The organism is Vibrio sp. CB1-5, assembly GCF_059412285.1.
In genome coordinates this window covers 94609-107821 of record NZ_JBJHPB010000008.1, presented here as the reverse complement: position 1 = coordinate 107821, position 13213 = coordinate 94609, and the positions used below count along the sequence as shown (strand labels likewise).

Genomic DNA, 13213 nt, shown 5'->3' with positions numbered 1-13213 from the left:
GGGGTTTAAATCCCGTCACTCTTATTCTCTAGTCTTTTAAGAATCCAGCGTGAAAACGTAAATGGTCATCAATAAAGCTTTGGATAAAGAAGTAACTATGATCGTAACCCGGCTGCATGCGAAGCTTGACATCACTGCCTGAGCTTTCGGCTGCGGCAAGCAGTAACTCAGGTTTGAGCTGCTCTTGCAAGAAGCCGTCATCTTCACCTTGATCCACCAAGATAGGTAGTGTGGCTTGTACCGCTTGCAGTAGTTCAACACTGTCGTATTGTTTCCAATCTTCGGTGTTGTTCCCTAGATATTGGCTGAGCGCTTTTTGTCCCCAAGGGCAGTTCATTGGATTGCTGATTGGACTAAATGCAGAGATAGAGCGGTAGCGTTCACTGTTCTTTAAACCAATGGTCAGTGCGCCGTGCCCACCCATGCTATGTCCAGAAATGGAACGTACGCTGCTTACCGGAAAATGTTCTTCAATTAGCATTGGCAGTTCATCGACGATGTAGCTGTACATTTGGTAATGCTGACTCCATGGCGCTTGAGTAGCATTGACATAAAAGCCAGCACCGAGTCCAAAATCGTAGGCACCTTCTGGATCGTCAGGTACCCCTTCTCCGCGAGGGCTGGTATCCGGTGCGACGATAGCAATACCAAGCTTAGCGGCAGCACGAAATGCCCCTGCTTTTTGCATGAAATTCTCATCGGTGCAGGTTAAACCTGATAGCCAATAAAGGACCGGAACCGGATTGTCAGCACTTGCCTCTGGTGGTAAGTAAATCGCAAAGCGCATCGGGCAGTTGAGTGAGTTTGAGCTGTGTCTGTATTGCTTGAGCCAACCACCAAACACTTTTGCTTGGCTCAAATTTTCGATTGTCATTCTATACACCTAAATTACACTTCAAGGACCAAGGACCAAGGACCAAGGACCAAGGACCAAGGACCAAGGACCAAGGACCAAGGACCAAGGACCAATTAATAGTGAATAACTGAACGAATGCTTTCACCCTTGTGCATAAGCTCAAACGCTTCGTTGATCTCTTCAAGAGGCATAGTGTGAGTAATGAACTCTTGCAGCCCAAATTCACCCGCCATGTAGCGATTTACGATCTCTGGAAGTTCACTGCGACCTTTAACGCCACCAAACGCACTACCACGCCATACGCGACCAGTAACCAGTTGGAATGGACGAGTAGAGATCTCTTGACCTGCCCCGGCAACACCAATGATAACCGACTCACCCCAACCTTTATGGCAGCATTCAAGTGCTTGACGCATCACGTTGACGTTACCGATACACTCAAAAGAGTAATCAACACCACCGTCAGTCATCTCGATGATCACTTCTTGAATTGGCTTATCAAACTTCTGTGGGTTAATCACATCTGTTGCACCAAGTTGCTGAGCAAGCTCGAATTTGCTTTCGTTGATGTCTATGCCAATGATTTTGCTTGCGCCAGCCATGCGAGCACCAATGATTGCAGACAAACCGATACCACCAAGACCGAAGATAGCCACTGTGTCGCCTTTCTCAACTTTTGCAGTGTTGAGTACCGCGCCCATACCCGTTGTTACGCCACAGCCAAGTAAACAGACTTCTTCAAGCGGGGCTTCTTTGTTCACTTTAGCAAGTGAAATCTCAGGTAATACGGTGTACTCAGAGAACGTAGAGCAGCCCATGTAGTGGTAAATTGGCTGACCATCTTTGTAGAAGCGGGTCGTACCATCTGGCATCAGGCCTTTACCTTGGGTTTCACGAACCGCTTGGCACAGGTTAGTTTTACCAGACTTACAGAACTTACATTCGCCACATTCAGCTGTGTATAGTGGAATAACGTGGTCGCCGACTTCAACACTGGTGACGCCTTCACCAACCATTTCAACGATACCGCCACCTTCGTGACCAAGAATGCTCGGGAAGATGCCCTCTGGATCGTCGCCAGATAGAGTAAATGCATCGGTGTGGCAAACGCCAGTCGCCACGATTTTAACCAGTACCTCGCCCGCTTTTGGCAGCATGACGTCGACTTCTTCCATTTTTAGTGGTTGGTTTGGACCCCAAGCGACAGCAGCGCGTGATTTAATAAATTGTTCAGTCATGGTTTTTCCTTTTTGTTTCAAGGTCATTGCCTCAAGGTCACTACTTCAAGGTTATTGCCCCAAGGTCACGAATCTATACATAAGAAAACAAACGGCTAACTCACTAAGGTTAGTTCACTTCATCCCGTTTGCATCGGATGACAATCAGTATATTTATTTCTTAAAGAGTGATAATTACGTAATTTTGAAATACACTATTACTATTTTGTAATAGTTGGATTTGTCTATGGCAAACTGGGAAGGCATTAATGAGTTTGTCGCTGTCGCAGAGACGCAGAGTTTTACTGCTGCAGCGGAGCGGCTTTCGACCTCGGTCGCAAACATCAGCCGCAGAGTTAATGCATTAGAAGACAAGCTCGCAGTGAAACTATTTGTGCGTACCACCAGAAAGGTGTCAGTCACAGAAGTAGGGGCGACATACTATCAGCATTGTAAACCCTTAGTTGAAGGCTTGATGTTGGCTGAGCTTGCCATTACGCAACTGCAAGCGAGCCCCACTGGAAGAATTAAGATGACCGCACCTGTGACGTTTGGTGAGCAAGTTATTGCGCCGCTAATGCATGAATTCTTGTTGCAATACCCGCAAATAGATCTGGATTTGGTGCTGTCGAATCAGAAGATGGACCTGGTGCAAGAAGGTTATGATCTTGCCGTGCGTTTGGGTAAGCTTGATGACTCGAGCATGATGGCGCGTAAGCTGCTCGAACGGCACATGTTTGTTTGTGCCAGTCCGAGTTACCTGGCGAAACATGGTGAGCCGCATACTTTGTCTGAGCTTAAAAGACATCAGTGTCTTCGAGGTTCAACCAAATACTGGCGCTTTGAAGATAAGGGTACAGAACGGTTGATACACGTTGATGGCAGAGTGCAATGCAATAGTGGTTACGCGCTAGTGGATGCCGCATTAAAAGGATTGGGAATTGTCCAGCTTCCCGACTATTATGTGCAGCCTTATCTAGAGGCCGGTGAACTTGTTGAAGTGCTAACCCCCTATCGTGGTGACCAAGAGGGCATCTGGGCGCTCTATCCGCAAAATCGCATGCTAACCTCTAAAATAAGAACCCTGATTGATTATTTATCTGAAGCATTAAACCGAGAGCCTCATGACTGACAAGCTAACACCGCCCGCGATTTTGACACCAACTGAGTTTAGTGAGCAAGACTATGCTTTCATGCGCCGAGCGATGGAGCTAGCCTCTCTAGCAGAAGCGGAAGGAGAAGTCCCAGTTGGTGCATTGCTAGTCAAAGACGGTGAGGTCGTCGCTGAGGGTTGGAACCAATCTATCGGCGCACACGATGCCAGTGCTCACGCAGAAATGCAGGTTATCCGCAAAGCAGGCAAGGTGTTGGAAAATTATCGACTGCTTGATACCACGCTGTACGTAACTTTAGAGCCTTGCCCAATGTGTGCTGGCGCGCTGTTGCATAGCCGAGTAAAACGGGTTGTGTTTGGTGCTCCCGATTTGAAAGCAGGTGCGGCAGGTACGGTATTAAACCTATTTGAAAGCCAAGCGTCTTATCACTATGCCGATGTTGAGTCGGGATTGCTTGAGCAAGAGTGTCGTCATCAGTTGCAAGCCTTCTTCAAACGTCGTCGAAAAGAGATCAAAGCGGCTAAGCAAGAGAAACAGAGGCAAGAACAGCAGTTGCAGGAGCAGTTAGAGCAGAAAACGGATAAGTAATGGAAGGGCTGTACGGGGATATTTAGCAAACATCTGCTTGGCAGATGCTTGCTGTCTTTGCTTAGCAGCGTCTCTTCTACGAAGATAGTAGCTGCATAAACGAACGATGACGCCAAATAACTTTCTTCTTATTGTTTGCCATCATACGTCTGCGGCGGTTTGCGGCCACCGTCTTATTAAGGTGTTTAGCCTGGATTCTTTTCTTCGCCAGCATAAAACAACCTCCTTTTACTACGGGTAAACCTCTCCGATCTAAATCCCTACGCACTGGGCGTATTCGATGTCCTTATTAGTGGAGCGTTGTCGGAGTCCCAAACACACGAATACCACTCAATAGGATGAGTAGTCAAAGCGTATGCAAGTGTTGGTTGGTACGGATGTACCTGCCAGGTGAGAGCGAGTAACGCATCAGAACAACGTGTTAAAACGAGGTGTCTGAACGACATTCCCGCTGCTCTCAGTCAGTAATGTAAGGCCTTGCTGGTTGGATTTCAAGTGTGCGAAAGCAGTTTGTTTCGCACACAATGACTTGGGTATAGAAACCCTTAATAGTTAACGACCCGTATTACCACCTACAGCGGGTTTTACTGAGGTCTGAGCATCACTTATCGTGGACTCTGCTGCAGAGACTGCGCCTGATACAGGAGGCAGTGGCGGTATCACAATCAGTCCGTCGGTCGTCAATTCTTGTTCAGCTTGTTCCGCAAGCTGCTTGTCCACATGGCCAATAATACTCTGATAGTAACGACGAATGTTTTCAACGTAGTTGCGCGCTTCATCGCCACGTGCATAACCATAGCGTGTTTGACTGTAGAACTTCTTCTGACGAAGTAGCGGTAGGCGATCTTTCACATCCGCCCAAGCATCTGGGTCGCCACCTTGACGTTTAGTCAGGCGCCTTGCATCCATCATATGACCAAAACCCACATTGTAAGAAGCCAGGGCAAACCAGATCTTTTCGTGCTCTGTAATAGAGTCTGGCACGCGGTCAACGATACGTCTTAAGTACTCAACACCGCCACGTACCGACTGCTCAGGATCAAGACGATTGGTGACGTTGACGCTTTTTGCGGTCGGTAGCGTCAGCATCATCATACCGCGCACCCCAGTTGGCGATTTGGCAATTGGGTTCCAATGCGACTCTTGGTAGGCCAGTGCTGCAATTAAACGCCAATCGAACTCTTTAGAGTACTTCTTAAATAGCGGCGACCATTTCGGTAGCTTGTTGTCGAGAGCGCGAATGAACGCACGCGTATCGACATAATCAAAGACACCAATATGGCCGATATACTTCTCTTCTAAATTGGCTAACTCACCCGTTTGCTTGAGTTGCCCGAAAAACTCGATGAGTAGGGCATACAAGCTTTCATCTTCTGACTGGCGCATATACCAAGAAATCGGTTGGTCTTCGGTCATCTCAAAAGCGAGCGCCAAATCTGGGTAGATACGTTGTGATAGCGACAACTCGACCGAATCGGCCATGGTAAAGCGCAGCTTGCCTTCTGATACTTGCTTGAGCAGATCATTGACGTCGGCATTGGCATCGATGTAGTAGCGAATATCGGGATGTTTGCTGGCAACTGTGGCTAAGGTTTTTTCGAAATGCGAGTCTTTGACTATGGCAAACACTTCTTCGCCATCGGCTTTGTCGATCAGTTCTTGTTGGTTGTTCAGTAGTTGCTCTAAATTGCGCGGACGCCACTGACCTTTTTTATATACTACTTGTTGGCTAACATAGTAGTAAGCAGGGCCAGCTCGAAAATTTTGAATACGCTCCGGAGATTGACTCAGTCCTGCGGCGATAATATCTATCTCGCCCTTTTGCAACGCAGGGAATAGGCTCGCTTGGCGAAACGCCGGTTTCATTTCTAGCTTGACGCCCAGTTCGTCGGCAAACTGTCGTGCGAGTTCGTAGTCTAGTCCTGTTGGACCGTCGGGGCCGATATAGTAGGAAAGCTGGTTGTTGAGGGTGCCGACGCGAAGCACGCCACGCTCTTTGATGTTTTCCAATTCACTCTTTGGATCAGAATCGATTTGACAGCCAGCCATGCCAATAGTGAGCAGACAGGCAGAGAGCAGTTTTAACCAGCGGCGGTTAGGCCAACGAACAACAGAAGGACTTTGCATTAATTCATAGATCTCACAACGTTAGTGCTGCCTTTATACCAAAGCTGTGCGTGTTGGCAAAGCGAGATAGCAGAAACACCCGAGAGTGGTCACTTTCTCACCGATATCTAACGTATTTCGGCAAAACAAAAAAAAATGACGAAAACGTTTGCGCCAACGCTTACGTCACAAAAAAAAATCCTCTATAATACCGCCGCATCAAGGTAGGAGAAATCGTTATAAGTTTAGTTTTATCTATTAACTTACTGAATTTATAAGAATTTCACCTAAATCAACTGCATAAGAGACCTAAGCACATGAGAATTTTGCGTGGTTCCCCAGCTCTTTCTGAGTTTCGTGTTAACAAGCTACTAGAGCTTTGTCGTGAACTAAACCTACCAGTAACAGGTATTTACGCTGAGTTTGCCCACTTTGCCGACCTAACGGCAGACCTGGATGCGTCTGAAGTTGAAAAATTAGAGAAGTTGCTGACTTACGGTCCAACTATCGAAGAGCACGAGCCGACAGGCACGCTGCTACTAGTGACACCTCGCCCTGGCACGATTTCGCCATGGTCTTCTAAATCTACGGATATCGCCAACAACTGTGGTCTAGAGAAAGTGACTCGTCTAGAGCGTGGTACGGCATACTATGTAGAGACATCAAGCGAGCTAACTGAACTTCAGCTTGTTGAGCTTAAAGCGGTTATCCACGACCGTATGATGGAAGTCGTGTTCTCTGACTTCGAATCAGCGGCAGCACTGTTCCAAGTGGCAGAGCCAGCGCCAGTTGCAGACGTGGATCTACTCAACGGTGGTCGTAAAGCGCTTGAAGATGCGAACGTGACGCTAGGTCTTGCTCTTGCAGAAGATGAAATTGATTACCTACTTGAAAGCTTCGTGACTAAGCTAGAGCGTAACCCAACAGACATCGAGCTGATGATGTTTGCACAGGCGAACTCTGAGCACTGTCGTCACAAGATCTTCAACGCAGATTGGACAATCGACGGTGTTAAGCAAGACAAATCGCTGTTCAAGATGATCAAAAACACATTTGAAACCACACCAGAGCATGTTCTATCTGCTTATAAAGATAACGCAGCAGTAATGGAAGGCTCTGAAGTAGGTCGTTTCTTCCCAGATCCTAAAACACGTCAGTATGGCTACAATCACGAGAAAGCGCACATTCTAATGAAGGTGGAAACGCACAACCACCCAACAGCGATTTCTCCATGGCCAGGAGCATCAACAGGCAGCGGTGGTGAAATCCGTGACGAAGGCGCAACAGGTATTGGCGGTAAGCCAAAAGCAGGTCTAGTTGGCTTTACAACGTCTAACCTTCGCATTCCTGGCTTCGAACAGCCTTGGGAAACCGACTTTGGTAAGCCAGGCCGTATCGTTAACGCATTGGACATCATGCTAGAAGGTCCACTAGGTGGTGCGGCGTTCAACAACGAATTTGGTCGTCCAAACCTACTTGGTTACTTCCGTACTTACGAAGAGAAGGTTACGTCTCACGCAGGTGAAGAAGTACGTGGTTACCACAAACCAATCATGATTGCTGGTGGTATGGGTAACATCCGTGACGAGCACGTTCAGAAGAAAGAGATCCCAGTAGGTGCAAGCCTAATCGTACTTGGTGGTCCTGCAATGAACATCGGTCTTGGTGGTGGTGCAGCGTCTTCTATGGCGTCTGGCCAGTCTGCTGAAGACCTAGACTTTGCGTCAGTACAGCGTGAAAACCCAGAGATGGAACGTCGCTGTCAAGAAGTGATCGACCGCTGCTGGCAGCTAGGTGAAGACAATCCAATCGCATTTATCCACGATGTGGGCGCGGGCGGTATCTCAAACGCACTTCCTGAGCTCGTTGATGATGGTGAGCGTGGCGGCATCTTCCAGTTACGCGACGTACCAAACGATGAGCCAGGCATGAGCCCACTTGAGATCTGGTGTAATGAATCTCAAGAACGCTATGTAATGGCGGTAGCGCCAGAGAACATGGAATCATTCGATGCTATCTGTAAGCGTGAGCGCGCACCATACGCAGTAGTGGGTGTGGCAACAGAAGAGCGTGAACTGAAACTTGAAGATTCACACTTCGACAACATGCCAATCGACATGCCGATGGACATCCTTCTAGGCAAAACGCCTAAGATGCACCGTGATGCGAAAACACTGAAAGTAGACAGCCCTGCGATCTCTCGCGAAGGCATTGAAATGAACGATGCGGTTGACCGCGTTCTTCGTCTACCAACAGTGGCAGAGAAAACATTCCTAATCACTATCGGTGACCGCACAGTAACGGGTCTTGTTGCTCGTGACCAGATGGTAGGTCCTTGGCAGGTGCCAGTGGCGAACTGCGCAGTAACGGCAGCGAGCTACGATACTTACCACGGTGAAGCGATGTCGATGGGTGAGCGCACACCAGTTGCTCTACTAGACTTCGGCGCTTCTGCTCGTCTAGCAGTGGGTGAGTCTCTGACTAACATCGCAGCGACAGACATCGGCGATATCAAGCGCATCAAGCTATCAGCTAACTGGATGTCTCCAGCGGGTCACCCAGGTGAAGACGCAGGTCTTTACGAAGCGGTGAAAGCGGTGGGTGAAGAGCTTTGTCCTGCACTGGGTCTAACGATTCCAGTAGGTAAAGACTCAATGTCGATGAAGACTAAGTGGAACGAGAACGGTGAAGACAAAGAAGTGACTTCTCCACTTTCACTGGTTATCACCGCATTCGGTCGCGTAGAAGACGTTCGTAAGACGGTAACGCCGCAGCTTCGCACCCCTGAGACCTTGGAAGGATTAGGCGAGTCGTCCCTTGTTCTTGTTGACCTAGGTAACGGTAAGAACCGTCTAGGCGCAACAGCATTGGCACAGGTTTACAAGCAGCTTGGTGATAAGCCAGCAGACGTAGACAACGCAGAGCAGCTAAAAGGCTTCTTCGATGCAATGCAAACTCTGGTTCGTGATGACAAGCTAGTGGCTTACCACGATAAAGGTGATGGCGGTCTATTGGTAACGCTTGCTGAGATGGCATTTGCGGGTCACTGTGGCGTGAGAGCTGATATTGCTGGCCTAGGCGAAGACGTACTAGCAGCGCTATTTAACGAAGAGCTAGGTGCAGTTGTTCAGGTTAAGAATGACGACCTTGAAGCTGTGAAAGCGGTTCTAGCGGCGAACGGCCTAGAAGCATGCTCTCACGTAATCGGGAGCGTTGAAGCGTCTGACGAATTCGTTATCACTTGTGGTGATGCGGTTGTTATCGAACGCTCTCGTACTGAGCTACGTACTATCTGGGCGGAAACAACGCATAAGATGCAGTCTCTACGTGACAACTCTGCGTGTGCAGACCAAGAGCACGAAGCGAAGAAAGATAACGCTGACCCAGGTCTGAACGTGAAACTGAGCTTCGATGTTAAAGAAGACGTTGCAGCGCCATACATCGCGACTGGCGCGAAACCTAAGATGGCAATTCTTCGTGAGCAGGGTGTTAACTCTCACGTTGAAATGGCCGCAGCGTTTGACCGTGCTGGCTTTGAAGCAACAGACATCCACATGAGCGACATCCTAACGGGTCAAGCGGTTCTAGAAGAGTACCAAGGTCTTGTGGCTTGTGGTGGCTTCTCTTATGGTGACGTTCTAGGTGCGGGTGAAGGTTGGGCGAAGTCTATCCTGTTCAACGACCAAGCGCGTGACCAGTTCCAGAACTTCTTCCACCGCGAAGACACCTTCTCACTAGGTGTATGTAACGGCTGTCAGATGCTATCGAACCTAAAAGAGCTGATCCCAGGTGCAGACCTATGGCCACGCTTTGTTCGTAACGAATCTGAGCGTTTTGAAGCTCGTTTTAGCCTAGTAGAAGTTCAGAAGTCTGACTCTATCTTCTTCGATGGCATGGAAGGTTCTCGAATGCCAATCGCAGTTTCTCACGGCGAAGGCCGCGTAGAAGTTCGCGATACTGACCACCTAAATGCGATTGAAGCATCAGGTACGGTAGCGGTGCGTTATGTTGATAACAACGGCAATCCAACGCAGCAGTATCCAAACAACCCGAACGGTTCACCAAACGCTATCACAGGTTTAACGACTCGTGACGGCCGTGTGACTATTATGATGCCGCACCCAGAGCGTGTATTCCGTACGGTTGCAAACTCTTGGGCACCTGAGTCTTGGGGTGAAGATAGTGCTTGGATGCGCATGTTCCGCAACGCTCGCGTGAACGTAGGTAAGTAACGCTTAAGAGGTGATTGCCTCAAGCGTTGCAGCCAAATAGTTAATGAAGTCCTCAGTGGAAACACTGGGGACTTTTTCTATAAAAACTCTGAGCGTCAGCGCTCGATTTGTGTTCTAATACCGCGCTGGCTTAGGGATGGTCAGTATTATATTGCTGGAATATCCCTTAACAAAGTCTTTAGGAAATGCATAAATGTCTGAAAATAAAAAATTTACTATCCGTCTAACGGAAAAGCGTAACGGCTGGTCTGCAGAGATCATTCGTCAAGTAACAGCCCGCCGCACAGTAGTGTCAAAGCGTGAGATGGGTTTTGAGAGTCAAGAACTGGCTCAAGCTTGGGCGGACAAAGAGCTCGCTGGTTTTATCGAAAACCAAGCAAAGCGCAATGAGCGCAAAGCTGAAGCTCGCGCAGCGAAAGCAGAAGCGGCAGCGAAAGCTGAAGCAGCTACAGATAGCGAAGAGTAATTCTTTTCGCTCTGATGGTGGTTCCTAGGGACATCCCTAGGAACGCATTGTCACTTTCAACTCAGTTCTACTGACTTACCTGAGCGTTTAGTTGCTCAACCAAACCATCCTCTAACCCAAGTTGGGTTGCCAACTCTTTCAAATACGCTTTTTCCATAAAGTTTTGTTCATCGGCTACTAATAGGCTGGCTAGGTATATCTCTGTCGCATGTTCTGGTGACACGGCCAATCGAGCGGTCTCAGTAGGATCAAGAGGTTTGGCTATCTCGGCTTGAATCAATTGTTGTACTGATGCGTCAGCATCGATTTGGGTAAGTGCTTGTTCGATCTTAGCCATCTCTTGCTCGTCAATATGTCCATCTGACTTGGCCGCAGCGATCATCGCTTTGAGCACCGATTCATCGTGTTGTGAGGTTTGGGTAAAGTTAGCTTGAGTTTGCGGTGAGCTAGAAGCGTTGAACTCCCCCTTGTTGTAGTCGTTGTACAGCTTGTAAGCAAGCGCACCTAATGCTGCAGCACCACCAACACCTAGTGCGGTTTTGCCCATTTTTTTTGTTTTCTTAGAGCCCATAAGCATACCGAGTAAACCTCCGCCTACCGCTCCAGCACCCAATGCACCAAGGGTTTTCTTATCACCGAGAGCTTGACCGATGCTTGACGACGACTGGCTCGCTTTCTGGGTGTCTTGATTGACGATATCTGAATTAAGGGCTTGGTTAAGCAGTGATTTTAGGTTCATCTGTTACTCCTAGTCAGGTGGCATTGCACCATCATAAGAAAGCGAACATGAACAGAGTATGAAGGCAATAAAAAAGGCCGCATAGCGGCCTTTAGGATAATCTGGGTAACGATTAAGCTAGCTGAGCTTTCACGTGAGCCACGATATCGTCGATAGCGATTGGCGTTTTGTCACCAGTGCGGCGGTTCTTGTATTCGAAGTTACCTTCGTCCATGCTGCGATCACCAATAACCACAGTATGAGGAACACCAACAAGCTCCATATCAGAGAACATCACGCCCGGACGCTCTTTACGATCGTCAAACAGCACTTCGATGCCAGCTGCAGTCAGTTCTGCGTACAGTTTCTCTGCTGCTTCTTTAACGCGCTCAGATTTGTGCATGTTCATTGGTACGATCGCAACCTGGAATGGTGCGATAGCGTCAGGCCAGATGATGCCGTATTTGTCGTTGTTTTGCTCGATAGCCGCTGCTACCACACGAGAAACACCGATACCGTAACAACCCATCTCTAGGATAACGTTCTTACCGTCAGGACCAAGCACGCCACAATTCATCTTCTCAGAGTAGTTTTTACCGAGTTGGAAGATGTGACCCACTTCGATACCACGCTTAAGTAGGATAGTACCTTGACCACATGGGCTTGGATCGCCTTCAACAACGTTGCGTAGGTCTTCTACTTTACCAAGCTCAACGTCGCGACCCCAGTTGATGCCAAAGTAGTGCTTGTCATCAATGTTAGCGCCAGCGCCAAAGTCGCTCATTACTGCAACCGAGCGGTCAACAATAAATGGTAGCTCAAGACCAACAGGGCCTAGTGAACCAGGACCTGCGCCAATCGCTGCGCGAATTTCTTCTTCTGTTGCCATTTCTAGAGGAGAGGCAATTTCAGCAATTTTCTCAGCTTTGATTTCGTTAAGCTCGTGGTCACCACGGATGATAAGGCCAACAAGCGGCGCTTCGATTTCATCAGAAGCTTTAACAAACAGCGTTTTCACTGTTTTCTCGATCGGTAGATCGAACTGCTCAACAAGCTCAGCAATGGTTTTCGCATTTGGCGTATCAACCATTGTCATCTCTTGAGTTGGAGCGGCAAGCTCGACTGCAGGCGCTAGTGCTTCTGCTTTTTCGATGTTTGCTGCGTAGTCAGACTCAGAAGAGAAGGCGATAAGGTCTTCACCGCTTTCTGCCAATACGTGGAATTCGTGCGAGCCGTTACCACCGATAGCACCGGTATCAGCCAGCACTGGGCGGTAGTCTAGACCCATGCGGTCAAACGCTTTGCAGTAGGCGTCGTGCATCGCTTCGTAAGACTTCTCTAAGCCTTCTTTGTCGATGTCGAAGCTGTACGCATCCATCATTGAGAATTCACGTGCACGCATCACACCAAAACGTGGGCGGCGCTCATCACGGAATTTAGTTTGGATTTGGTACAGGTTCAGTGGTAGCTGCTTGTACGAGTTTACTTCGTTACGCACAAGGCTAGTTATCACTTCTTCTGCTGTTGGGCTAAGTACAAACGGACGCTCATGACGGTCAGTGAAGCGAAGAAGCTCATCACCCATCTTTTCAGATCGGCCTGTCTCTTCCCATAGTTCAAACGGCTGCACTACGGGCATCAAAGTCTCAACGGCACCTGCATTATCGATCTCTTGGCGAACGATGTTTTCGACTTTACGCAGAACACGTAGACCCGTAGGTAGCCAAGTGTATAGACCTGAAGCTAGTTTACGAATCATACCTGCACGCAGCATTAGCTGGTGACTTACAACTTCTGCGTCGTTTGGTGTCTCCTTCAGAGTAGAAAGAAGATAGTTACTGGTACGCATTTATGGGTATCCGTTCATCATGTTGATAGTAAATCTGGGCAGAGGTGCCCAAATTGAGTTAAGCCG

At 48.4% G+C, this 13213-nt stretch carries 9 protein-coding genes; 4 read left to right on the top strand and 5 right to left on the bottom strand.

The genetic code is table 11. The annotated features are described in order from the left end of the window. Positions 1–28: 28 nt before the first annotated feature. Both fghA and ACJB0T_RS08340 read right to left on the bottom strand, forming a co-directional pair. On the bottom strand, positions 29–874 hold the full coding sequence (gene fghA, locus ACJB0T_RS08345; protein WP_479288874.1) for an S-formylglutathione hydrolase: 846 nt from the start codon (positions 872–874) through the stop codon (positions 29–31). 95 nt (positions 875–969) lie between these two features. Further along, a complete protein-coding gene (locus ACJB0T_RS08340; protein ID WP_479288875.1) occupies positions 970–2094 on the bottom strand; it encodes an S-(hydroxymethyl)glutathione dehydrogenase/class III alcohol dehydrogenase in 1125 nt (374 codons plus the stop codon). 226 nt (positions 2095–2320) lie between these two features. Between ACJB0T_RS08340 and ACJB0T_RS08335 the strand changes: the two genes are divergently transcribed. Continuing rightward, complete coding sequence (locus ACJB0T_RS08335; RefSeq protein WP_479288876.1) at positions 2321–3205, top strand: LysR family transcriptional regulator; 885 nt, start codon at positions 2321–2323, stop codon at positions 3203–3205. Next, a complete protein-coding gene (gene tadA / locus ACJB0T_RS08330) occupies positions 3198–3776 on the top strand; it encodes a tRNA adenosine(34) deaminase TadA (RefSeq protein WP_479288877.1) in 579 nt (192 codons plus the stop codon). The genes ACJB0T_RS08335 and tadA overlap by 8 nt, the downstream gene beginning before the upstream one ends. 552 nt (positions 3777–4328) lie before the next feature. Here the strand turns inward: tadA and mltF are convergent. Then, positions 4329–5903, bottom strand: a complete 1575-nt coding sequence (gene mltF, locus ACJB0T_RS08325; RefSeq protein ID WP_479288878.1) for a membrane-bound lytic murein transglycosylase MltF — start codon at positions 5901–5903, stop codon at positions 4329–4331. A gap of 296 nt (positions 5904–6199) precedes the next feature. Here mltF and purL point away from each other — a divergent pair, with 296 nt between their 5' ends. Both purL and ACJB0T_RS08315 read left to right on the top strand, forming a co-directional pair. Continuing rightward, positions 6200–10114, top strand: a complete 3915-nt coding sequence (purL, locus tag ACJB0T_RS08320) for a phosphoribosylformylglycinamidine synthase (protein ID WP_479288879.1) — start codon at positions 6200–6202, stop codon at positions 10112–10114. 193 nt (positions 10115–10307) lie between these two features. Next, positions 10308–10580 (top strand): DUF3622 domain-containing protein, encoded by a 273-nt coding sequence (locus tag ACJB0T_RS08315; RefSeq protein WP_479288880.1) that lies wholly within the window; start codon positions 10308–10310, stop codon positions 10578–10580. 67 nt (positions 10581–10647) lie between these two features. Here the strand turns inward: ACJB0T_RS08315 and ACJB0T_RS08310 are convergent, their stop codons facing one another. Together ACJB0T_RS08310 and ACJB0T_RS08305 are read right to left on the bottom strand one after the other, a co-directional pair. Continuing rightward, the gene (locus tag ACJB0T_RS08310; protein WP_479288881.1) at positions 10648–11319 is read right to left on the bottom strand and encodes a tellurite resistance TerB family protein; all 672 of its coding nucleotides are present in this window, start codon (positions 11317–11319) and stop codon (positions 10648–10650) included. A 112-nt stretch (positions 11320–11431) separates the two neighbouring features. Continuing rightward, complete coding sequence (locus ACJB0T_RS08305) at positions 11432–13147, bottom strand: proline--tRNA ligase (RefSeq protein WP_479288882.1); 1716 nt, start codon at positions 13145–13147, stop codon at positions 11432–11434. Positions 13148–13213: the final 66 nt, after the last annotated feature.